General features: G+C 69.9%; 19 protein-coding genes and 1 tRNA gene. 14 read left to right on the plus strand and 6 right to left on the minus strand.

Annotated features, from left to right (window positions below; translation table 11 throughout):
• Position 1: 1 nt before the first annotated feature.
• The gene (locus tag ACWCXB_RS07180) at positions 2-1,168 is read left to right on the plus strand and encodes an acyl-CoA dehydrogenase family protein (protein ID WP_450719882.1); all 1,167 of its coding nucleotides are present in this window, start codon (positions 2-4) and stop codon (positions 1,166-1,168) included.
• Positions 1,169-1,312: 144 nt separating this feature from the next.
• Here ACWCXB_RS07180 and ACWCXB_RS07185 read toward each other — a convergent pair whose 3' ends face one another.
• Both ACWCXB_RS07185 and ACWCXB_RS07190 read right to left on the minus strand, forming a co-directional pair.
• Entirely contained in the window at positions 1,313-1,861 is a 549-nt protein-coding gene (locus ACWCXB_RS07185) for a peptidase inhibitor family I36 protein (RefSeq protein ID WP_450719884.1), read from the minus strand.
• Between the two features lie 69 nt (positions 1,862-1,930).
• On the minus strand, positions 1,931-3,013 hold the full coding sequence (locus ACWCXB_RS07190) for a helix-turn-helix domain-containing protein (RefSeq protein ID WP_450719886.1): 1,083 nt from the start codon (positions 3,011-3,013) through the stop codon (positions 1,931-1,933).
• 118 nt (positions 3,014-3,131) lie between these two features.
• Here ACWCXB_RS07190 and ACWCXB_RS07195 point away from each other — a divergent pair, with 118 nt between their 5' ends.
• From ACWCXB_RS07195 to ACWCXB_RS07220, 6 genes are all read left to right on the plus strand, one after another.
• A complete protein-coding gene (locus ACWCXB_RS07195) occupies positions 3,132-4,166 on the plus strand; it encodes an ABC transporter substrate-binding protein (protein WP_450719888.1) in 1,035 nt (344 codons plus the stop codon).
• Positions 4,167-4,168: 2 nt separating this feature from the next.
• On the plus strand, positions 4,169-5,008 hold the full coding sequence (locus ACWCXB_RS07200) for a siderophore-interacting protein (RefSeq protein ID WP_450719890.1): 840 nt from the start codon (positions 4,169-4,171) through the stop codon (positions 5,006-5,008).
• Positions 5,009-5,173: 165 nt separating this feature from the next.
• Entirely contained in the window at positions 5,174-6,616 is a 1,443-nt protein-coding gene (locus ACWCXB_RS07205) for a pyridoxal phosphate-dependent decarboxylase family protein (protein WP_450719892.1), read from the plus strand.
• Positions 6,600-7,868 (plus strand): lysine N(6)-hydroxylase/L-ornithine N(5)-oxygenase family protein, encoded by a 1,269-nt coding sequence (locus ACWCXB_RS07210; protein ID WP_450719894.1) that lies wholly within the window; start codon positions 6,600-6,602, stop codon positions 7,866-7,868. The genes ACWCXB_RS07205 and ACWCXB_RS07210 overlap by 17 nt, the downstream gene beginning before the upstream one ends.
• Positions 7,865-8,419 (plus strand): GNAT family N-acetyltransferase, encoded by a 555-nt coding sequence (locus ACWCXB_RS07215; RefSeq protein WP_450719896.1) that lies wholly within the window; start codon positions 7,865-7,867, stop codon positions 8,417-8,419. The genes ACWCXB_RS07210 and ACWCXB_RS07215 overlap by 4 nt, the downstream gene beginning before the upstream one ends.
• Positions 8,416-10,224 carry an IucA/IucC family protein gene (locus ACWCXB_RS07220; RefSeq protein ID WP_450719897.1) on the plus strand — a complete coding sequence of 603 codons (1,809 nt, stop codon included), beginning with the start codon at positions 8,416-8,418 and terminating at the stop codon, positions 10,222-10,224. The genes ACWCXB_RS07215 and ACWCXB_RS07220 overlap by 4 nt, the downstream gene beginning before the upstream one ends.
• Before the next feature lie 76 nt (positions 10,225-10,300).
• Here the strand turns inward: ACWCXB_RS07220 and ACWCXB_RS07225 are convergent, their stop codons facing one another.
• On the minus strand, positions 10,301-11,908 hold the full coding sequence (locus ACWCXB_RS07225) for a beta-N-acetylhexosaminidase (protein ID WP_450719899.1): 1,608 nt from the start codon (positions 11,906-11,908) through the stop codon (positions 10,301-10,303).
• 260 nt (positions 11,909-12,168) lie between these two features.
• Between ACWCXB_RS07225 and ACWCXB_RS07230 the strand changes: the two genes are divergently transcribed.
• On the plus strand, positions 12,169-12,447 hold the full coding sequence (locus tag ACWCXB_RS07230) for a hypothetical protein (RefSeq protein ID WP_450719901.1): 279 nt from the start codon (positions 12,169-12,171) through the stop codon (positions 12,445-12,447).
• 36 nt (positions 12,448-12,483) lie between these two features.
• Positions 12,484-14,301 carry a glutamine--fructose-6-phosphate transaminase (isomerizing) gene (glmS, locus tag ACWCXB_RS07235; RefSeq protein ID WP_450719903.1) on the plus strand — a complete coding sequence of 606 codons (1,818 nt, stop codon included), beginning with the start codon at positions 12,484-12,486 and terminating at the stop codon, positions 14,299-14,301.
• A gap of 177 nt (positions 14,302-14,478) precedes the next feature.
• Here glmS and ACWCXB_RS07240 read toward each other — a convergent pair whose 3' ends face one another.
• Positions 14,479-15,048, minus strand: a complete 570-nt coding sequence (locus ACWCXB_RS07240) for a GPR1/FUN34/YaaH family transporter (RefSeq protein ID WP_450719905.1) — start codon at positions 15,046-15,048, stop codon at positions 14,479-14,481.
• A gap of 169 nt (positions 15,049-15,217) precedes the next feature.
• Positions 15,218-15,739 (minus strand): universal stress protein, encoded by a 522-nt coding sequence (locus ACWCXB_RS07245; RefSeq protein WP_450719907.1) that lies wholly within the window; start codon positions 15,737-15,739, stop codon positions 15,218-15,220.
• Between the two features lie 319 nt (positions 15,740-16,058).
• Here ACWCXB_RS07245 and ACWCXB_RS07250 point away from each other — a divergent pair, with 319 nt between their 5' ends.
• The 4 genes from ACWCXB_RS07250 to ACWCXB_RS07265 all read left to right on the plus strand — a co-directional run bounded on the left by ACWCXB_RS07250 (position 16,059) and on the right by ACWCXB_RS07265 (position 18,953).
• Positions 16,059-16,460 carry a hypothetical protein gene (locus ACWCXB_RS07250; protein ID WP_450719909.1) on the plus strand — a complete coding sequence of 134 codons (402 nt, stop codon included), beginning with the start codon at positions 16,059-16,061 and terminating at the stop codon, positions 16,458-16,460.
• A gap of 386 nt (positions 16,461-16,846) precedes the next feature.
• Positions 16,847-18,049 carry a GlxA family transcriptional regulator gene (locus ACWCXB_RS07255; RefSeq protein ID WP_450719911.1) on the plus strand — a complete coding sequence of 401 codons (1,203 nt, stop codon included), beginning with the start codon at positions 16,847-16,849 and terminating at the stop codon, positions 18,047-18,049.
• Positions 18,050-18,164: 115 nt separating this feature from the next.
• Positions 18,165-18,767, plus strand: a complete 603-nt coding sequence (orn, locus tag ACWCXB_RS07260) for an oligoribonuclease (RefSeq protein ID WP_450719913.1) — start codon at positions 18,165-18,167, stop codon at positions 18,765-18,767.
• A 113-nt stretch (positions 18,768-18,880) separates the two neighbouring features.
• A tRNA-His gene (locus ACWCXB_RS07265) sits at positions 18,881-18,953 on the plus strand.
• A 134-nt stretch (positions 18,954-19,087) separates the two neighbouring features.
• On the opposite strand, the gene ACWCXB_RS07270 is transcribed toward ACWCXB_RS07265, so the two are convergent.
• Positions 19,088-20,164 carry a LacI family DNA-binding transcriptional regulator gene (locus tag ACWCXB_RS07270; protein WP_450719915.1) on the minus strand — a complete coding sequence of 359 codons (1,077 nt, stop codon included), beginning with the start codon at positions 20,162-20,164 and terminating at the stop codon, positions 19,088-19,090.
• Positions 20,165-20,388: 224 nt separating this feature from the next.
• On the opposite strand from ACWCXB_RS07270, the gene ACWCXB_RS07275 reads away from it, so the two are divergent.
• A complete protein-coding gene (locus ACWCXB_RS07275) occupies positions 20,389-21,702 on the plus strand; it encodes an ABC transporter substrate-binding protein (protein WP_450719917.1) in 1,314 nt (437 codons plus the stop codon).
• The last annotated feature ends 15 nt before the right edge of the window (positions 21,703-21,717 follow it).

Genomic DNA, 21,717 nt, shown 5'->3' on the forward strand with positions numbered 1-21,717 from the left:
CATGTCGCTCGACCACCGCCTCGCCCCCGAGCACGAGGAACTTCGCCGCACCGTCGAGGAGTTCGCCCACGACGTCGTCGCCCCGAAGATCGGCGACTTCTACGAGCGCCACGAGTTCCCCTACGAGATCGTCCGCGAGATGGGCCGCATGGGCCTGTTCGGCCTGCCCTTCCCCGAGGAGTACGGCGGGATGGGCGGCGACTATCTCGCCCTCGGCATCGCCCTGGAGGAGCTGGCCCGCGTCGACTCGTCCGTCGCGATCACGCTGGAGGCCGGCGTCTCGCTCGGCGCCATGCCGGTCTACCGCTTCGGCACCGAGGAGCAGAAGCGCGAGTGGCTGCCCCGGATGTGCTCCGGTGAGATCCTCGGCGCCTTCGGGCTGACCGAGCCGGACGCCGGTTCGGACGCGGGCGGCACGAAGACGACCGCCGTGCGCGACGAGGCGACCGGCGAATGGGTGATCAACGGCTCCAAGTGCTTCATCACCAACTCCGGCACGGACATCACGGGCCTGGTCACGGTCACCGCCGTCACCGGCCGTACCCCCGAGGGCAAGCCGCTCATCTCCTCGATCATCGTTCCGTCCGGCACCCCCGGGTTCACCGTCGCCGCCCCGTACTCCAAGGTCGGGTGGAACGCGTCGGACACGCGCGAGCTGTCGTTCTCCGACGTCAGGGTCCCCTTCTCCAATCTGCTGGGTGAGGAGGGCCGCGGGTACGCCCAGTTCCTGCGCATCCTCGACGAGGGCCGGATCGCCATCGCGGCGCTCGCGACGGGCCTCGCCCAGGGCTGTGTGGACGAGTCCGTGAAGTACGCCAAGGAGCGGCACGCCTTCGGCCGCCCGATCGCCGACAACCAGGCCATCCAGTTCAAGATCGCGGACATGGAGATGCGGGCGCACATGGCCCGTATCGGCTGGCGTGACGCGGCGTCACGTCTCGTCCTCGGCGAGCCGTTCAAGAAGGAGGCCGCGCTCGCGAAGCTCTACTCCTCCACGGTCGCCGTCGACAACGCGCGCGAGGCCACCCAGATCCACGGCGGCTACGGCTTCATGAACGAGTACCCGGTCGCCCGGATGTGGCGGGACTCCAAGATCCTGGAGATCGGTGAGGGCACGAGCGAGGTCCAGCGCATGCTGATCGCCCGGGAGCTGGGGCTGTCCGCCTGACCACAGCCGGCTCTCCGTGGGCCCCTGCCACGGCTCCGGCTGCGGCGCAGGCTCCGGCGACGCGCCGAGTCCCCGGCCTTCGCACCGGGCCGGGGACCAGGGGTGTCTCAATGACGCGCCACGCGCCGTGGCCTCGGTGACCCGTCAGCACTCCAGCTTGACGCCGTCCGCCCAGTTGTCATACGCGACCTGAGCCTCGTAACGACCGGGAGGACCTCCCCAGATCCAGTCCCAGGTCCGGTACTCGGGGTCCCAGTTGTAGCCGACGACCCAGGCGCCGTCGGTCTGCGCGTTGTAGTAGGAGCTGACCTGGTCGTGCCAGTTGGTGCCGTCGGGCATGGAGTAGTTGCCGAGCTCGTAGAAGCGGCAGTAGTAGAAGTCGAGCCGGTAGCCGCCCGCGTCGCGGTGCTGCCACACGCAGGCGTAGTAGGTCCTGCAGTCGTTGACTCCCGTCGCCGCCGCGGGCCCGGCCGGCAGCACGGTCATCGTCACGCCCGGCTCCAGCTCCACCCGGTCCGTGCCGACCCGCTTCGCACCCTCGTTGTGACGGAGAAGGCCGGCGATCTGGCCTTCCATCCATGCCGATTCCTTCGACGCCGCGGTCGGTCGGTCCTGTGCCGACGCGGCGAGCGTCCCCGTGAGAACGAAGAGCAGCGCTGCCGCCAACGCGAGCAGTGTCCTGGCAGGTTTCATCGGAGTCCCCCTGTGGTCTCATGAGCGTCATGAGCACCTGGTCCCGGTGCCCAACCGCTCCTGCGGGGCTCATCGTCGCTCAGCGGCATCTGCGTGTACCACGCACTTCGACGGTGCTCCAATCCTGCTGGCGGGAGGGCCGCCCAGGAGTTCCGCGCCCATGGGGGTGAGGGTGTGCAGGACGGCGCCCCCGAGCCGGCGAGAGATGATGAGCCCCGCCTCGCGCAGCACGGCCGTGTGGTGGCTCACGGTGGCGGGACTGATGCCGGCCCTCCGGGCCAGTTCCGTCGTGGTCAGCCCGTCCGCAACGGCCTCCAGTACTGCGGCCCTTGCCCGTCCCAGCAGCGCGGCGAGCGCGCGATGAGGCGAGCCGCCGCCGGCTCCGTACGCGGAGGGGGCGAGCCAGCGCGGGTCGTGGGTGAGGGGATGGACGAGCACGGGCGGCAGCTTCTCGTCCCTGAGCACGATCGGCCCGGGCCAGCAGAAGAACGAGGGGATGATCCGCAGGCCCCGCCCGTTCAGGTGCAGATCTCCGTCCAGGTGCGGGCCCCCGGCCTCCAGCACCGGTGGCATCCAACGGATCGTGGGGTGCAGCCCCTCCACCATCGCCGCGAACCCGTTCTGCAGCAGGGCTCTCGCGGCGCTGGACCGCTCCGCCTCGAACTGCGCCCGGATATGCGTCCAGTACGGGGCCACGAAGAGCTCGTGATGCCGCCGGACCAACCCGGCCATGCCGTGCAGTGCCTGTGGGTCGCCGTCCGCCAACGGCCGCACCCAGCCGGGTAATCGGCGCGCGCGGGCGAGTTCCATGAGGTCGGTGCGGAGCCGGGCCCGTGGTGTGGAAAGCAGGGCGTCGATCCCCGCCTCCAGGCCGAGGGATGCCTCGGCGGGCGTGAGGAAGTCCGCCGAGTAGCCCACCGGCGGGGCCAGCGTCCGCAGCCGGAGCAGCGCCGGCTCGGCGGGGCGCACGGCGGCCGCACGCCGCCACCGGCCGAAGACCAGCGGTCCGTCGCGGTTCTGCAGCAGATGCAGACTGAGCAGCGCCTCCCACAGCGGGTCCGGCGCGTCCGCCAGTACCACCCGGGTCAGGTCCTCGTAAGTGAAGTGGATCCGCAGCCCCATCGTCGTCCCCCGTTCCCCCTCCTGTCTCACGCGCACGATCCGACGGCGGTTCCAGGAGGCCCCCTCTGGACAAGATGTGAGGTTAGGCTAACCTACCTTCGAACTTGCCCAGTGGCCGAAACCCGGCACGTACGAAAGCGACCTCGCCATGCCCAACGCCCGAGCCACCCATCTCACCCGCCGCGGCCTGCTGGCCGCCGGAGGCGCCCTCGGGCTCGGCGCCGCGCTCACCGCCTGCGGCGGCGAGAAGAGCGACTCGGCCGCCGACGCCAAGTCCGGCCCCTGGGAGTTCAAGGACGACCGCGGCCTGACGGCCAAGGCGAAGTCCACCCCTAAGAACATCGTTGCCTTCACCGGCACCGCCGCCGCCCTGCACGACTTCGGCATCGAGGTGAAGGGCGTCTTCGGCCCGACGTACGTCGAGGACAAGGCGAAGGGCACGAAGACCCCGGACGTCCAGGCGGGCGACCTCGACATCAACAAGGTCAAGGTCCTCGGCAATGTCTGGGGCGAGTTCAACGTCGAGCAGTACGCAGCGCTCAACCCCGAGGTCCTCATCACCGACATGTGGGAGAAGGACGCCCTCTGGTACGTGCCGGACCAGTCCAAGGACAAGATCCTGAAGCTGGCCCCGTCCGTCGCCCTGTGGGCCTCCGACTACTCGATGCCCAAGGTGCTCCAGCGCCATGTCGACCTGGCGAAGTCGCTGGGCGCGGACGTCACGACCAAGAAGGTCACCGACGCCAAGGCCGCCTTCGAGAAGGCCGCCGCCCGGCTGCGCGCCGCCGCGAAGGCCAAGCCCGAGATCAAGGTGCTCATCGGCTCCGCGAGCGCCGACCTCTTCTACGTGTCCGCCCCGGGGCGGCCGACCGACACGCTCTACTTCAAGGAGCTCGGCGTCAACTTCGTGACGCCCACCAAGCTCGACGCCGGCGGCTGGTTCGAGGGCCTCAGCTGGGAGAACGTCGACAAGTACAAGGCCGACATCATCATGATGGACAACCGCGCCTCGGCGATTCAGCCCGACGCGCTGAAGTCCAAGCCGACTTGGGCCCAGCTGCCCGCAGTCAAGGCCGGCCAGGTCATCCCGCGCGTCACCGAGCCGATCTACTCGTACGAGAAGTGCACGCCGATCCTCGACGACCTCGCGAAGGCCATCGAGAACGCGAAGAAGGTCGCCTGACGATGACGGCAGCCGCAGCCGCCCCGTTCCGTTTCTTCCCCCTTCAGGTCGTACGGACGCGGCGGCTCGGCCCGTCGTTGGTCCGTGTCACCTTCGGCGGTGAAGCCCTCGAGGGCTTCGCGTCCGGGGGCCGCGACCAGTCGGTCTCGCTCTTCCTGCCGCACCCCGGCCAGGACGCACCCGTCGTGCCGGTGCCGGAGGACGGGGACATGTACGCCGCGCTCGGCGCCTGGCGTGCGCTGCCCGACGACGTACGGGCCGTGATGCGCTCGTACACGGTGCGGGAACAGCGGCATGACCCCGATGAGGTCGACATCGACTTCGCCGTCCACGCGGACGGCGGACCCGCCTGCCGCTGGGCGCAGAAGGCTTCCGCCGGTGACCGTGTGACGGTCCTCGGCCCAGCGGTCGCCGACAACACCGCCGTACGCTTCCAGTTGCCCGACGACGCCGACTCGGTGCTGATCTGGGCGGACGAGACGGCGCTGCCCGCCGCTTCGGCGATCCTCGAGTGGCTGCCCGCCGGAATCCGCGCCCGGGTCTGGCTCGAAGTCCCGTACGCCGACGACCGGTTGGAGCTCACGACCGCCGCCGACGCCACCATCACCTGGCTGGTGGGGGAGGAAGGGGCCCCGTCCGCCGTCGAGGCCGTGCGCGCCGCCGAGTTCGCCGACTCCGCCCCGTACGTGTGGATCGCGGGCGAGTCGGGCTCCGTGAAGGCGCTGCGCCGTCATCTGGTGAACGAGCGCCAACTCGACCGCCGCCGCGTCACGTTCGTCGGCTACTGGCGCAAGGGCCTCAGTGAGGACGCGCTGCGCGAGACCCCGGACGACGAGGCATAAGCGACAAACGGCGAAATTATTGCTCAACTGCTGCGCCCCGAGGGGGGCGAGGGGTCGTTGCGCGTTGAACTTAGGTTAGGCTAACCTTACTTTGACGTCGTCCCCTCGCCCCCCTCTCTCCTGTCCGGAGGGGCGACGAAGTCCCCGCATCCGGGAGGACCCTCCATGCGCTCGCACCTGCTCAACGACACAACGGCGGAGCGTTACCGGCGCTCCGTGACCGAAGGAGTCGAGCGGGTGGCGAACAAACTCGCCGCGACCCGACGGCCGTTCACCGGAGTCACCCCCGACGAGCTCGCCCCGGCGATCGCCGCCGTCGACCTGGACCAGCCGCTCGGCGACACCACCGCCGCTCTCGACGAGCTGGAGCAGGTCTATCTGCGCGACGCGGTCTACTTCCACCACCCCCGCTACCTCGGCCACCTCAACTGCCCGGTCGTCATCCCCGCCGTCCTCGGCGAGGCGGTCCTCTCCGCTGTCAACTCCTCCCTCGACACCTGGGACCAGAGCGCCGGCGGCACCCTGATCGAGCGCCGCCTCATCGACTGGACCGCAGACCGCATCGGTCTCGGCCCCGCCGCCGACGGCGTGTTCACCAGCGGCGGCACGCAGTCCAACCTCCAGGCGATGCTGCTGGCCCGCGAAGAGGCCAAGACGGACGACCTGTCGAAGCTCCGCATCTTCTCCTCCGAGTGCAGCCACTTCAGCGTCCAGAAGTCCGCGACCCTGCTCGGCCTCGGCCGCGACGCCGTCGTCTCCGTCCCGGTCGACCGGGACAAGCGCCTCCGGACCGCGGCACTCGCCGCCGAACTGGAGAAGTGCAGGCGGGACGGCCTCGTCCCGATGGCGGTCGTCGCCACCGCGGGCACCACCGACTTCGGCTCCATCGACCCGCTCCCCGAGATCGCCGACCTGTGCACGCTGTACGGCGCCTGGATGCACGTCGACGCCGCCTACGGCTGCGGACTGCTCGTCTCCCCCACCCGCCGCCCCCTCCTGGACGGCATCGAACGCGCCGACTCCGTCACCGTCGACTACCACAAGTCCTTCTTCCAGCCGGTGAGTTCCTCCGCGGTGCTGGTACGGGACGGGGCGACGCTGCGGCACGCCACGTACCACGCGGACTACCTCAACCCCCGCCGCACGGTGGAGGAGAGGATTCCCAACCAGGTCGACAAGTCCCTCCAGACCACCCGCCGCTTCGACGCCCTCAAGCTGTGGATGACGCTGCGCGTCATGGGCGCCGACGGTGTCGGCCGGCTCTTCGACGAGGTCTGCGACCTGGCCGCCGACGGCTGGCAGCTGCTCGCCGGCGACCCGCGCTACGACGTCGTCGTCGAGCCCCGGCTGTCCACGCTCGTCTTCCGCTACATCCCGGCGCGTGTCACCGCCCCGGCCGAGATCGACCGCGCCAACCTCTACGCCCGCAAGGCCCTGTTCGCCTCCGGCGAGGCCGTCGTCGCCGGAACCAAGGTCGACGGCCGCCAGTACCTGAAATTCACCCTGCTGAACCCCGAGACGACCGTGCACGACATCGCCGCCGTCCTCGATCTGATAGCCGGCCACGCCGAGCAGTACCTGGGAGAGACCCTTGTCCACGCCTCTTGACTTCATCGGGATCGGTCTCGGTCCGTTCAACCTGGGCCTCGCCTGCCTGACCGAGCCGATCGACGAGCTGAACGGCGTCTTCCTGGAGTCCAAGCCGGACTTCGAATGGCACTCGGGAATGTTCCTCGAAGGCGCCCACCTCCAGACGCCGTTCATGTCGGACCTGGTCACGCTCGCCGACCCGACGTCCCCTTACTCCTTCCTCAACTATCTGAAGGAGAAGGGTCGGCTCTACTCGTTCTACATCCGCGAGAACTTCTATCCGCTGCGGACCGAGTACAACGACTACTGCCGCTGGGCCGCCGCCAAACTGAGCAGCATCCGCTTCAGCACGACGGTGACGAAGGTCGCGTACGAGACCGGGAGCGACCTGTACGTCGTCCACACCGCCGACGGCGAAACGTTCCGCGCCCGCCGGCTCGTCCTGGGCACCGGCACCCCGCCGCACGTTCCGGACGCCTGCCGGGGCCTCGGCGGCGACTTCCTCCACAACTCGCGCTACCTCCAGGGCAAGGAGGAGCTGCAGAAGAAGGAGTCCATCACCCTGATCGGCAGCGGCCAGAGCGCCGCGGAGATCTACTACGACCTGCTCGCCGAGATCGACGTCCACGGCTACCGGCTCAACTGGGTCACCCGCTCCCCGCGGTTCTTCCCGCTCGAGTACACGAAGCTGACGCTGGAGATGACGTCCCCCGAGTACGTCGACTACTTCCACGCGCTGCCGGAGGCCACCCGCTACCGGCTCGAGTCGCAGCAGAAGGGCCTGTTCAAGGGCATCGACGGGGATCTGATCAACGAGATCTTCGATCTGCTCTACCAGAAGAACCTCAAGGGCCCGGTCCCCACCCGGCTGCTCACCAACTCGGCCCTGCACACCGCCTCGTACGAGTCCGGGACCGGAACGTACACGCTGGGCCTGCGCCAGGAGGAGCAGGAGAAGGACTTCGAGATCCGCACCGAGGGCCTGATCCTGGCCACCGGCTACAAGTACGCGACCCCCGAGTTCCTGGAGCCCGTCCGCGACCGTATCCGCTGGGACGGCCAGGGCCGCTTCGACGTCGCCCGCAACTACTCCATCGACACCACCGGGCGCGGCATCTTCCTGCAGAACGCGGGCGTGCACACGCACTCCATCACCTCGCCCGACCTGGGCATGGGCGCGTACCGCAACGCGTACATCATCGGTGAGCTGCTCGGCAGCGAGTACTACCCCGTAGAGAAGACCATCGCGTTCCAGGAGTTCTCCGCATGAGCACCACCGCCCCCGGCCTGGGGACGTTCACCTTCCGCCTCCTCGATCCGCTCGCGGACGCCGAACTGCTGCACAGCTGGGTCACCCACCCCAAGGCCGCCTTCTGGATGATGCAGGAGGCCAGGCTCCAGGACGTGGAGCGCGAGTACATGGCGATCGCGGCCGCCGAGCACCACGACGCCTTCCTCGGACTGCACGACGGGGAGCCCGCCTTCCTGATGGAGCGGTACGACCCGTCGAAGGTCGAGCTGGTCGGTCTCTACGAGCCCCAGCAGGGCGATGTCGGCATGCACTTCCTGGTCGCCCCGACCGACACCCCGGTGCACGGCTTCACCCGCGCCGTGATCACTGCGGTGATGCGGGAGCTGTTCGCGGATCCGGCGACCCGGCGGGTCGTCGTCGAGCCGGACCTCGCGAACACGGCCGTCCACGCGCTCAACGAGGCGGTCGGCTTCATACCCGAGCGGGAGATACAGAAGCCCGAGAAGAAGGCGCTGCTGAGCTTCTGCACCCGGGAGCGGTTCGAGGCAGCGGTCGGAGCGGCCCGATGAACGCGATCGACAGTGTCGCCCACCTCACCCCCGAGCTGTGGGCCGAGGCGAACCGGCAGCTGATCCGCAAGGGACTCGCCGAGTTCTCCCACGAGCGGCTGATCACCCCGCAGGCACTCGGTGGGGGCACCTCCCAGGCCGAAGGCTCTGGGGGAGACCGCTACGCCGTCCTGAGCGACGACGGCAGGACCGAGTACCGGTTCACGGCCGGCCGGCTCGCCCTGGACCACTGGCAGGTCTTCGCCGAATCCCTCACCCGCCACCGGGACGGCAGCGAGCTCCCGCTGGACGCCCTTGAGTTCTTCACCGAGCTGCGCGGCGCGCTGGGGCTGTCCGACGAGATCCTGCCGGTCTATCTGGAGGAGATCTCCTCCACCCTGTCCGGTACGGCCTACAAGCTCACCAAGCCGGAGGTGTCCGCCGCCGATCTGGCCCGCGCCTCCTTCCAGGCGATCGAGACCGGGATGACCGAGGGTCACCCCTGCTTCGTCGCCAACAACGGACGGCTGGGCTTCGGTGGGCACGAGTACCACCGGTACGCCCCCGAGGCCGCGGCCCCGGTCCGGCTGCTGTGGGTCGCCGCGCACCGCTCCCGCGCGAGCTTCACCTCCTGCGCGGACCTCGGCTACGAGAACCTGCTGCGGGCCGAGCTGGGCCAGGAGACGCTCGAGCGCTTCGACGCCCGGCTGCGCGGGCTCGGTCTGGACCCGGACGCGTATCTGCTGATGCCGGTCCACCCCTGGCAGTGGTGGAACAAGCTCTCCGTCACCTTCGCCGCCGAGATCGCCCAGCACCGTCTGGTGCCGCTCGGCGAGGGCGACGACGAATACCTGGCCCAGCAGTCGATCCGCACCTTCTTCAACACCAGCGACCCGGCCAAGCACTACGTCAAGACGGCGATGTCCGTCATCAACATGGGCTTCATGCGGGGCCTGTCCGCCGCGTACATGGAGGCCACGCCCGCCATCAACGACTGGCTGGCCGCGCTCATCGCGAGCGACGACGTGCTGAGGGCGGCCCGCTTCTCGATCATCCGCGAGCGCGCGGCGGTCGGCTACCGGCACCTCGAGTACGAGGCCGCCACGGACCGCTTCTCGCCGTACCGCAAGATGCTCGCCGCGCTCTGGCGCGAGAGCCCGGTGCCCACGCTGGAGGCCGGCGAGCGGCTCGCGACGATGGCCTCGCTGCTCCATGTGGACCGTGCGGGGAAGTCGTTCGCGGGCGCGCTGATCGCGGAGTCGGGGCTGGCTCCCGAGGTGTGGCTGCGGCGCTACCTCGACGCGTATCTGCTGCCGGTGCTGCACTCCTTCTACGCGTACGACCTCGTCTACATGCCGCACGGCGAGAACGTGATCCTCGTCATCGGCGAGGACGGGGCGGTGCGGCGGGCGATCTTCAAGGACATCGCCGAGGAGATCTGCGTGATGGACCCGGACGCGGTCCTTCCGCCGTCGGTGGAGCGGATCCGCGCCGATGTCCCCGAGGACATGAAGCTGCTGTCGATCTTCACGGATGTCTTCGACTGCTTCTTCCGCTTCCTCGGCGCCACGCTGGCGACGGAGGGCGTCGTCGACGAGGAGACGTTCTGGCGGACGGTCGCCGAGTGCGTCACGGCGTACCAGAATTCGGCGCCGCATCTGGCGGACAGGTTCGCCCAGTACGACATGTTCGCGGACGAGTTCGCGCTGTCCTGCCTCAACCGGCTGCAGCTGCGCAACAACAAGCAGATGGTGGACCTGGCCGACCCGTCGGGCGCGCTCCAGCTGGTGGGCAACCTGAAGAACCCGATCGCGCGGTTCAGGTAGTCCCTCGGGCCACAGACCGGCGGGCGCCCTCCGGGTACGGTCCTCGGAGGGCGCCCGCTTCCTTGTCCGCGCGCGGCTACTCGGCGGGCCAGGGCACCTGCGGCGAGCGGTAGTAGTCGATCCCGAGCGCCGACATCCGCGGCCCCTGCGCCGCGAGCCGCACCTTGTACGCGGCCCAGTCGTGCGTCGACGCCGGGGACCAGCCGAGCTCCGCGACCCCGGGGAGCCGCGGGAAGGCCATGAACTCGATGTGGTCGCTGGTCGAGATGGTCTCCGACCAGAGCGGCGCCTCGACCCCGGCGATCGCCGAGGCGGGCGCGCCGGGCAGATAGGCCCCCGGGTCCCAGTCGTACGAGCGCTGCACCTCGACGTAGCCGGCCCAGGCCAGGCCCAGCGGGGTGTCCTTGGTGTACTTCATGTCGAGATAGATCCGGTCGGCGGGCGACAGGATCAGCTTGGTGCCGTTGCGCGCGGCGGCGGCGACCTGTTCCTTCTCCGCCGCGCCGGTGCCGTCCAGGCCCCAGTACTGGGCGACGGCGCCCTTGGCCGGTGTCGCCCCGGTCAGCTGGTGCCAGCCGACCACCGTCTTGCCGTACTCGGCGACGGCGGCCTGCGCCTTGTCCATGAACGCCACGTAGTCGGCGTGGCTGGTCGAGTGGGCCTCGTCACCGCCGATGTGGAGGTACTTGCCGGGGGTGAGCGCGGCCAGCTCGCGTACGACGTCGTCGACGAAGTCGTACGTGACGGCCTTCGGCACGCAGAGCGAGCTGAAGCCGACCCCGGTGCCGGTGTAGAGCGGCGGGGCGACCCCGTCGCAGTTCAGCTCGGCGTAGGAGGCGAGGGCGGCGTTGGTGTGGCCCGGCATGTCGATCTCCGGGATCACCTCGAGATAGCGGGATGCGGCGTAGGCGAGGATCTCCTGGTACTGGGCCTTGGTGTAATAGCCACCGGGGCCGCCGCCGACCTGGGTGGAACCGCCGTAGGTGGCCAGGCGCGGCCAGGAGTCGACGGCGATGCGCCAGCCCTGGTCGTCGGAGAGATGCAGATGCAGCTTGTTGATCTTGTAGAGGGCGAGCTGGTCGATGTAGAGCTTGACCTGGTCGACGGTGAAGAAGTGCCGGGAGACGTCGAGCATCGCGCCGCGGTGGCCGAAGCGCGGGGAGTCCGTGATGGTGCCGCCGGGGACCTGCCAGGGCCCGGTCTGCCGGGTGTCCCTCTCCACGGCGGCGGGCAGCAGCTGACGGAGCGTCTGGACGCCGTGGAAGAGCCCTGCGGGCTTGCGGGCGGTGATGGTGACCCCGCCGGCGCCCGACTCCAGCCGATAGCCCTCGTCGCCGAGGCTCCTGTCGCGCGACCCGAGCGCGAGCCGGATACCGCCGCGCCCCTGGTCGTCGTCGGTGACGGGCAGCGCGTACCCGGTGGAGGGCCGCAGCACGGCCGCCAGATACGCGCCGATGCGCTGCGCCTCGCGCGAGTCGTCGTCGACCCTGATGCGGGTCGCGGGCGTGAGGGCGTACGGCGTGCCGGAGGGCTTCACGGACGCGGGCGCGGGGACGACCTCGCCGAGCGGTCTGACGGCGGTCTGCGCGGGGGCCGGCGCCGCCGCCCCGACGCAGGCGGCACCGGCGGCGACGACGAGCAACAGTGAACCGAGGAGCCGGGGGAACGTTCTGCGCTGTCTCACAGGCTGGGTCCCTTCCGAGGGGGTCACGACTGTGGTGCCGAGCAACCGAACGGTCACCATGCGTACCGTGCACCCCACGAGCGGTCAAGGTGTAGACCACCTTCGCCCGTAGCGCTCGGTGTATTGGCCGACTACTGAAGCACCGGCAAAACGGATTAAAGCGGACGTAAATCCCCGCTGTAACCATGATCACGCAGGTTTCTGCCCGAAATCGGGCAGGATTCTTGCGTGCGGGCCCTGTCAGCCCTCAGTATCTACGGGTGCTGGAACGCCGCCCGCCGTCGCATGACGACCTCATCGACCACCTGGTGCGCAGCACCGCGCTCCAGCGCGGTGAGGCGGCCCGGGTGGTGCTCGATGTGCTGGCGTTCTTCGACGAGACGACCGAGGAGTTCGTCCGCCGCCGCCACCGCGAGCTACAGGCCGGCGGAGCAGTGAACACGGAGATCTTCGAGCGGATCGCGGCCGAGCTGCCGTACCGCGCCGTCGCGCCGCCTGAGCTCTCGCTCCGGCAGCTGCGTCGCATCGTCTACGGCTGAGCACACACCTGAACGTCATCGGAGGGGCATAGCTCTATGTGCGGAATCGTCGGTTACATCGGGAAGCGGGACGTCGCGCCGCTGCTGCTGGAAGGCCTGGCGCGGCTGGAGTACCGGGGTTACGACTCCGCGGGCATGGTGATCACCAGCCCCAAGTCCACCGGGCTGAAGATGGTCAAGGCCAAGGGCCGCGTCCGTGACCTGGAGGCCCGGGTCCCCAAGCGCTTCGCCGGCACCACCGGCATCGCCCACACCCGCTGGGCCACCCACGGCGCCCCGAGCGACCACAACGCGCACCCGCACATGGACCCCGAGAACAACGTCGCCGTCGTCCACAACGGCATCGTCGACAACGCGTCCGAGCTGCGCGCCAAACTGGAGGCCGACGGCGTCGTCTTCGCGTCCGAGACCGACACCGAGGTGCTCACCCACCTGATCGCCCGCTCCCAGGCCGAGACCCTGGAGGAGAAGGTCCGCGAGGCGCTCCGCCACGTCGAGGGCACGTACGGCATCGCCGTCATGCACGCCGACTTCAACGACCGCATCGTCGTGGCCCGCAACGGCTCCCCGGTCGTCCTCGGCATCGGCGAGAAGGAGATGTTCGTCGCCTCCGACGTCGCCGCGCTGGTCGCCCACACCCGCCAGGTCGTCACCCTGAACGACGGCGAGATGGCCACCCTGAAGGCCGACGACTTCCGTACGTACACGACCGAGGGTTCGCGCACCACCGCCACCCCCGAGACCGTCGAGTGGGAGGCCGCGTCGTACGACATGGGCGGCCACGACACGTACATGCACAAGGAGATCTCCGAGCAGGCCGACGCCGTGGACCGTGTGCTGCGCGGCCGCATCGACGACCGGTTCTCCACCGTGCACCTGGGCGGCCTGAACCTGGACGCCCGCGAGGCCCGCGGCATCCGCCGCGTCAAGATCCTCGGCTGCGGCACCTCGTACCACGCGGGCCTGATCGGCGCCGGGCTCATCGAGTCCCTGGCCCGTATCCCGGCGGACTCCGAGCCGGCCTCCGAGTTCCGCTACCGCAACCCGGTCGTGGACCCCGACACCCTCTACATCGCGGTCTCGCAGTCCGGTGAGACGTACGACGTGCTCGCGGCCGTCCAGGAGCTCAAGCGCAAGGGCGCGCGCGTCCTCGGCGTGGTCAACGTGGTCGGCTCCGCGATCGCCCGTGAGACGGACGGCGGCGTGTACGTGCACGCCGGGCCCGAGGTCTGCGTCGTGTCGACCAAGTGCTTCACCAACACGGTCGTCGCCTTCGCACTGCTCGCGCTGCACCTGGGCCGCATCCGCGACCTGTCGGTGGCCGACGGCAAGCGGATCATCGAGGGTCTGCGCAAGCTGCCCGCGCAGATCGAGGAGATCCTCAAGACCGAGGACGAGATCAAGAAGCTCGCGGACGAGTACGCCGGCGCCAAGTCGATGATGTTCATCGGCCGCGTCCGCGGCTACCCGGTGGCGCTCGAGGCCTCCCTGAAGCTCAAGGAGATCTCGTACATCCACGCCGAGGCCTACCCGGCCTCCGAGCTGAAGCACGGCCCGCTGGCGCTCATCGAGCCCGCGCTGCCGACGGTCGCGATCGTCCCCGACGACGACCTGCTGGAGAAGAACCGCGCCGCGCTGGAGGAGATCAAGGCCCGCAGCGGCAAGATCCTCGCGGTCGCGCACCAGGAGCAGGAGAAGGCCGACCACACGATCCTCGTCCCGAAGAACGAGGACGAGCTCGACCCGATCCTCATGGGCATCCCGCTCCAGCTCCTCGCGTACCACACGGCCCTGGCCCTGGGCCGGGACATCGACAAGCCGCGCAACCTCGCCAAGTCCGTGACGGTGGAGTAGTCCTCCGCCTCAGGACGTCGGCAGCGACAATTGAGCAACCACGACGGCGAGTTACCACCTCCGCGAGAGCGGCGGCGGTTCAGCCGCAAAGGCCGGCGACCCCCTGCGCACGCCACCTTGTGCGCAGGGGGTCGCCCTTTGGTCGCCGGCGTTGCCCTCACGCCGGCCCGTGGCCGCTCAGCCGGTGGCCGTCACCCCCCGGCCGGCAGCGCGCCCGGTGAAGGTGGGCCAGTGGGCGAGCGCCGCCGTGGCTCCGTACCAGGCCGCGAGGCCCGCGACCGCGCCGGCCCAGCCGCCGGCCTTCGCGAGGCCGTCGTTCCCGGCGAACGACGCGATGGCGAGCAGCAGCATCGAGATGAACAGCAGCCCGTAGACGCCCTGTCCGAAGAGTCCGCTGCCCGCGGAGGCGGCGGTGAGCGTCAGTGCAAGAAGCGCGAACAGCAGCAGGAAGAGTCCTGCGGCCTCCGCCGAGACCTCCGTGCCGGCGCCGGTGCCCCAGGTGAACCAGAAGGCGCCGAGGCCCGCGAAGGCCGTACCCGTACCGCCGTTGCCCGCACGGAACTCGAGCAACCCGACGATGAACAGTGCGACTCCCCCTACCCAGGTCGCGAGTGATGCGGCGTCGGATGCCGCGACATTGTCGATCACACCGGTGTGGCCGATACCGAAGGCCAGCAGGGTCAGTCCCAGTGCGAGGTGGCCGAGAGTCGATGACGTTGCGCTTCCCGCGGAGACTTCGTTGTCCACGGCGGGCTCCCTTCATGCGCGCGTAGGTGCTGCTTCCCAGCCACCGTTATGTACCCTTCACAAGCGCACAATCCACCCTGTACGGGCGAGTAGATTTGACGGTCGTCAAAAAGTTATGAACGCTGCCCGACCTGGGCGGACGAAGGGTGGCCGACAGGCCCGGCGGCGGTCAGGGGATGACGACGACGGGCCGCTGCGCGCGCCGCGCGAGCCGGCCGGCGACGGAGCCGAAAATGCGCCCCACGATGCCGTGAGTGGAGCCGACCACGATCGCGTCCGCCGAATACTCCCGGCCGACTTCCTCGAGCTCATGACAGATGTCGCCGCCGCGCTCCACGAGGATCCACGGCACCTCGGAGAGGTAGTCGGCGCAGGCGAGCTCGAGCCCGAGCACCTCGGTGCGGTGGTCCGGTACGTCGACGAAGACCGGCGGCTCGCACCCCGCCCACACCGTGGTGGGAAGGCGGTTGGCGACGTGCACGATGATCAGGCCGGAGCCGGAGCGCCTGGCCATGCCGATGGCGTACGCCAGGGCGCGCTCACTGGAGGTCGATCCGTCGAAGCCGACGACAACTCCGTGCCGGAAGGCGGGATCGCAGGAATGGCGTGACTCTTCCGCCGCTCGCAGATCCGGCATGGAGTCGGCGACCTGCTTGCGGTCCGCGGGTTCGGGGAATTCGTGACCGGCCATCGGTGTCTCGGCGTTCAGATCCTCAAGGGAGGGCGACGGTGGGCGGCGGAGCTGTGTCCGGGAATCATCTTCCCAACCCCATACCCCCAAGGGTACGGCGACACTCCTCCTCTGCCCAGAGGCAGCAGCCCTACTCACGGCGTTCCAGGGAGCATGCACGAGCACGCTCCGTATGGCAATGGCGCCTGTCCCATACAGGCTTCGGCGGCGGCCGGCGCCGTGGGCCGTGCGGCCTGCCCGGCACGCGTCGCGGCGCAGTGACCGAGCGCTCCGATCCTCGTTGGTACCCGGTCACCCCACCACTGCCCAGGAGCCCTCCGTGCCCGCATCACCGGCTGCCCGCGGCTCCGTCCCGACACCGACGCAGGTGGCGGGCGGTCGCGCGGTGCCGCGCCCGGAGCAGCAACGGGAACGGCACCCGGAACCGCGCGTGCCGCACATGCCCGCGGAGCGCGTCCCGGGTTCGGGGGCGGCCGCCCGCGCCGACTCCGCGGGCGATGTGGTCCGCTGGGGGGCCTTCAGCTGCCTCCTGGTCCCCGTCGTGCTCGTGGCGTACGGCACATCCGTGGGCGGGGCCGCGGCAGTGGCCCTCGGACTCGCGGCCGTGACCGCCGTCTGCCGGGTACTGCTGCGCCGCTCGGAACGGGCCGCAGCACTGCCCGTTCGTGCGGGGGCGCACAGGGGCGGAGGTCGGCGAGGGCGGAATACGCCGGTAGCCTGACCGTCTCGTACACGCGCACCCGTATATTTTCAGCCAACTTCCCGTCAGGGACCGTCCCTTGCCCGAACGGCCCGCCAACCCCCTTGTCACCAGGCAAGAAAGGACCGACACGGTCGCTCGCACCCTACGGGGACGGGCCATGCACGCGAGACGCACTTCCCTGCGGGGCCCGTGAGTGGAACGCTTCGTGATCGAATGCTTCGCGCCAAGTTGCCTTGTCGACAATGTGCCGGTTTCCGAACTTGTCACGCCGGCACCACGGGACGCAGTAGATTCGATCATGAGTATCGAAGGCTGGGGACTCGTGCAAAACCGAGGGGAAACGTGCAGGAGCGAGAGGCCCGAAACGAACGGGGAGACGCGAACACCGAGGGGGGCTTAGCGTCATGAGTCAGGACTCCGCCGCACCGGAGGTCGCGCGGAAACTTTCCGGGCGCCGCCGCCGTGAGGTCGTCGCGGTGCTGCTGTTCAGCGGCGGCCCCATCTTCGAGAGTTCCATCCCGCTCTCGGTGTTCGGAATCGACCGCCAGGACGCCGGAGTTCCCCGCTACCGGCTGCTCGTGTGCGCCGGTGAGGAAGGACCCCTGCGGACCACAGGGGGACTCGAACTCACCGCGCCGTACGGGCTGGAGGCGATCGGCAGGGCCGGCACCGTCGTCGTGCCTGCCTGGCGGTCCATCACATCACCACCGCCGCCGGAGGCGCTCGAAGCGCTGCGCCGCGCCCACGAGGAGGGCGCCCGGATCGTGGGACTGTGCACCGGGGCGTTCGTCCTGGCCGCCGCGGGACTGCTGGACGGCCGTCCGGCGACCACGCACTGGATGTACGCGCCGACGCTGGCCAAGCGCTACCCGTCGGTGCACGTCGATCCGCGCGAGCTCTTCGTCGACGACGGCGACGTCCTCACGTCGGCCGGTACCGCGGCCGGAATCGATCTCTGTCTGCACATCGTGCGGACGGACCACGGCGCGGAGGCCGCCGGGGCGCTGGCCCGCCGGCTGGTCGTACCGCCGCGGCGCAGTGGCGGGCAGGAGCGCTACCTCGACAGGTCTTTACCGGAGGAGATCGGCTCCGACCCGCTCGCCGAGGTCGTGGCCTGGGCCCTGGAGCATCTCCACGAGCAGTTCGACGTGGAGACGCTGGCCGCGCGCGCGTACATGAGCAGGCGGACCTTCGACCGCAGGTTCCGCTCGCTCACCGGCAGCGCCCCCCTGCAGTGGCTGATCACCCAGCGGGTGCTGCAGGCGCAGCGGCTGCTCGAGACGTCCGACTACTCGGTGGACGAGGTCGCGGGCCGCTGCGGCTTCCGCTCGCCGGTGGCGCTGCGCGGCCACTTCCGGCGCCAGCTCGGCTCGTCCCCGGCCGCGTACCGGGCCGCCTACCGGGCCAGGCGCCCGCAGGGCGAGCCGGGACCGTCCGCCCAGGCGGTGGAGGCCATGGTTCCGGCGCAGGCCCCGGGTCCGCAGGCGAGGCGCCCGGCGGCGGCCACGGCGACCGGGCCGGGCGGCCTGCCGGAACCGGGCAAGCCGAACTCCGACGCGTACGCCCCCGGCCGGCCGGCGCTCCCGGGCCAGCGGAGTGCGCCCTAGGGATCGATTCGGAGGACAGGTCCGAGTCCTGGCCCTGGGTCCGGGCCAGGACCGGCCGGCGATCGGGGGTGCGCGACGCCACCCGTCGAACGCCGGTCGGCCTAAGGTAGGACGCATGAACGATCGCATGGTGTGGATCGACTGCGAGATGACCGGGCTCTCGCTGACCGACGACGCACTCATCGAGGTGGCCGCACTGGTCACCGACTCGGAACTGAACGTGCTCGGTGAAGGGGTGGACATCGTGATCCGCCCACCCGACGCGGCGCTCGAGACCATGCCCGAGGTGGTGCGGCAGATGCACACCACCTCGGGCCTCCTCGACGAGCTCGCGGCCGGCACGACCCTGGCCGACGCCGAGGAGCTGGTCCTGGCGTACGTACGCGAACACGTCAAGGAGCCGGGCAAGGCGCCGCTGTGCGGGAACTCGGTCGGCACCGACCGCGGCTTCCTGCTGCGCGACATGCCGAAGGTGGAGGAGTACCTCCACTACCGGATCGTCGATGTCTCCTCGGTCAAGGAACTGGCGCGCCGCTGGTACCCGAGGGCGTACTTCAACAGTCCGGAGAAGAACGGCAACCACCGGGCCCTCGCCGACATCCGTGAATCCATCGCCGAGCTGCGCTACTACCGCGAGGCGATCTTCGTCCCGCAGCCCGGCCCCGACTCGGACACCGCGAAGAAGATCGCGGCGCGTCACGTACTCCCTGCGGAGTAGCCGCAAACCGCTCGTTCGCAGGTCCCGCGACAGGGGGCCGTAAACGCGGGCGCGAGCACCCCCTCGGACCCTGTACACTTTTTCTCGGCCGGTCGGGAAAAAGACCGGTCGTGGTGGGTGTAGCTCAGCTGGTAGAGCACCTGGTTGTGGTCCAGGATGCCGCGGGTTCGAGTCCCGTCACTCACCCTGATCGTTGAAGGGCCGGTCCGCGGAAGCGGGTCGGCCCTTCAACGTTGTGCGCGACGCGCACGCAGCACGCAGCACGCGCCAGCGGACGTCGAACGCAGCGCGCCGAACGCTGCAGGCAGCGCGCGGCGCGTTCATGACGAGTCGCGGACCACCAATTCCGTGGGGAGCACCATCTGCGGGCGGTCCCGGGTGCCACGGTCGGCGATCTGCTGGATCAGCAGGCCGGCCATCGTGCGGCCCATCTCCTCGATCGGCTGGCGCACGCTGGTGAGGGCCGGGTCCATGTGGCGGGCCACCGCCGAGTCGTCGAAGCCGACCAGGGCCACGTCGTCCGGGATGCGGCGGCCCGCCTCGCGCAGGACCTGGCGGGCTCCGGCGGCCATGACGTCGGAGGCGGCGAAGACCGCGTCCAGATCCGGGCGGCGCTCCAGGAGGGCCCGCATGGCGCAGCGGCCGCCCTCCTCGGTGAAGTCGGCGGGCGCGATCAATCGCTCGTCGGAGGGAAGGCCCGCCGCGGCGAGTGCCTCCTGGTAGCCGTCGAGGCGGCACTGGGCGCCGTACACATCGAGGCGGCCGGTGATCGTCGCGATGGTGCGGCGGCCGCGGGACAGCAGATGGGCGACGGCCGCACGAGCGCCCTCGGTGTTGTCGGAGTCGACGGCGGCGAGCGGTTCGTCCGCGGAGCGGCGGCCGCTGATGACGGCCGGGATCGTGAGCTGTTCCAGCAGGTCGGGCAGCGGGTCGTCGGCGTGCACGGACACCAGCAGGACACCGTCCACGCGGTCCGCGGCCAGGTACTGGGCGAGCCTGCGGCGGCCCCGGTCCGAGCCGGCGAAGGTCAGCAGCAGCTGCAGGTCGGTGTCGGCGAGGGCCGCTCCGACGCCCCGGACGATGTCGGAGAAGTACGGCTCGGCGAAGAAACGCGCCTCGGGCTCCGGCACGACGAGGGCGATGGCGTCGGTGCGGTTGGCCGCGAGGGCGCGGGCCGCGCGGTTGGGTACGTAACCGAGCTCGGCGACCGCCGCCTCGACGGCGGCCCGGGTCGCGTCGCTCACCCGGGGCGAGCCGTTGATCACCCGGGAGACCGTGCCGCGGCCGACCCCGGCGTGTGCGGCGACCTCTTCGAGGGTCGGCCTGCGCCCGCTCCTGCCTCCGGACCTGGCGCCCGTGACGCCCGCCCGGACACCGGTCTTCCGGCGATCCACCATGTCCGCCTCCCCGAGGTCCCCTGGCCGAGAACATAACGTGTCGGGTGCCTTGACACCCCTCCGGGGAGCCGCGACCCTTCAACACATCACGTATGGGAGCGCTCCCACCGTACCTCACTCATACAGAACCCGCACGTTCCCCGCCCGAGCCGCATGCTCCAACGAACGGGCGCAGCACGTCAGTTGGCCGGGGGGTCGGCACGTCAGGGCACAAGGAGGACGCAATGCGCAGGACCGTAATCCTCGCGGTCGTCGCGGCGCTCGGCGCCGGGCTGCTGGCCGGCTGTGCCGAGGACAGCGACGAACCCGCCGGCGGCAGCTCGAAGGCCGGGGGCGACGGCAAGGGCAAGACCACGATCACGGTGGGAGTCTTCGGAGCCTTCGGGCTCAAGGAGGCCGGGCTCTACGACGAGTACATGAAGCTCCACAAGGACATCGTCATCGAGCAGACCTCGATCGAGCGCAACGAGAACTACTACCCGCAGCTGCTGACCCACCTGGGCAGCGGCAGCGGGCTCGCCGACATCCAGGCCGTCGAGGTCAACAACATCGCCGAGATCACCGCGACGCAGGCCGACAAGCTCGTCGACCTGGGCAAGGCGGAGGGGGTCGCCAAGGACAGCTTCCTGCCCTGGAAGTGGGCGCAGGCCACCAACAAGGACGGCAAGACGGTCGGCCTCGGCACCGACATCGGCCCGCAGGGCATCTGCTACCGCAAGGACCTGTTCGCCAAGGCGGGGCTGCCCACCGACCGCGAGGCCGTCGGCAAGCTCTGGGCGGGCGACTGGAACAAGTACCTGGAGACAGGAAAGGCGTTCAAGTCGAAGGCGCCGAAGGGCGCCTCCTTCGTCGACTCCGCGTCCGGCGTGATGAACGCGATGAACGGCAGCAGCGCCAAGCGGTTCTACGACGAGAGCGGCCAGATCGTCTACAAGACGAACCCGTCCGTGAAGGAGGCCTTCGACACCGCCGCGGCCTTCGCGACGGAGGGACTGTCGGGCAAGCTCCAGCAGTTCACCCCCGCCTGGGACCAGGGCTTCGCCAACGGCGCCTTCGCCACGGTCTCCTGCCCCGCCTGGATGCTCGGCTACATCCAGGACAAGGCCGGCGATGCCGGCAAGGACAAGTGGGACATCGCCCAGGCCCCGAAGCCCAGCAACTGGGGCGGCTCGTTCCTGATCGTCCCCGAGGCGGGCAAGAACAAGACCGCGGCGGCGAAGCTCGCGGCCTGGCTGACCGCCCCGGAGCAGCAGGCGAAGCTCTTCGAGAAGCGCGGCAGCTTCCCGAGCGCGTCCGCCGCCTACTCGATGGCGTCCGTCTCCGGCGCCAAGCACACGTACTTCGCCAACGCCCCGATCGGTCAGATCTTCTCGCAGGCCGCCCAGGGCATCCCCGTGGCCCCTGTCGGCCCGAAGGACCTGGTCATCGCCCAGAACCTGGGAGACATCGGCATGCTCCAGGTCGACCAGAAGGGCAAGTCCCCGAAGGAGGGCTGGGACGCCGCCGTGAAGGCCATCGACAACGCTCTGGACCAGTGACAGGGACCGGACCCT

The organism is Streptomyces sp. NPDC001514, from assembly GCF_053597075.1.

Coding starts and splice junctions, on each gene's coding strand:
- ACWCXB_RS07180 (WP_450719882.1), top strand. CDS start 2: ATGTCGCTCGACCACCGCCTCGCCCCCGAGCACGAGGAACTTCGCCGC.
- ACWCXB_RS07185 (WP_450719884.1), bottom strand. CDS start 1,861: ATGAAACCTGCCAGGACACTGCTCGCGTTGGCGGCAGCGCTGCTCTTC.
- ACWCXB_RS07195 (WP_450719888.1), top strand. CDS start 3,132: ATGCCCAACGCCCGAGCCACCCATCTCACCCGCCGCGGCCTGCTGGCC.
- ACWCXB_RS07200 (WP_450719890.1), top strand. CDS start 4,169: ATGACGGCAGCCGCAGCCGCCCCGTTCCGTTTCTTCCCCCTTCAGGTC.
- ACWCXB_RS07205 (WP_450719892.1), top strand. CDS start 5,174: ATGCGCTCGCACCTGCTCAACGACACAACGGCGGAGCGTTACCGGCGC.
- ACWCXB_RS07215 (WP_450719896.1), top strand. CDS start 7,865: ATGAGCACCACCGCCCCCGGCCTGGGGACGTTCACCTTCCGCCTCCTC.
- ACWCXB_RS07220 (WP_450719897.1), top strand. CDS start 8,416: ATGAACGCGATCGACAGTGTCGCCCACCTCACCCCCGAGCTGTGGGCC.
- glmS (WP_450719903.1), top strand. CDS start 12,484: ATGTGCGGAATCGTCGGTTACATCGGGAAGCGGGACGTCGCGCCGCTG.
- ACWCXB_RS07245 (WP_450719907.1), bottom strand. CDS start 15,739: ATGGCCGGTCACGAATTCCCCGAACCCGCGGACCGCAAGCAGGTCGCC.
- ACWCXB_RS07255 (WP_450719911.1), top strand. CDS start 16,847: ATGAGTCAGGACTCCGCCGCACCGGAGGTCGCGCGGAAACTTTCCGGG.
- orn (WP_450719913.1), top strand. CDS start 18,165: ATGAACGATCGCATGGTGTGGATCGACTGCGAGATGACCGGGCTCTCG.
- ACWCXB_RS07270 (WP_450719915.1), bottom strand. CDS start 20,164: ATGGTGGATCGCCGGAAGACCGGTGTCCGGGCGGGCGTCACGGGCGCC.
- ACWCXB_RS07275 (WP_450719917.1), top strand. CDS start 20,389: ATGCGCAGGACCGTAATCCTCGCGGTCGTCGCGGCGCTCGGCGCCGGG.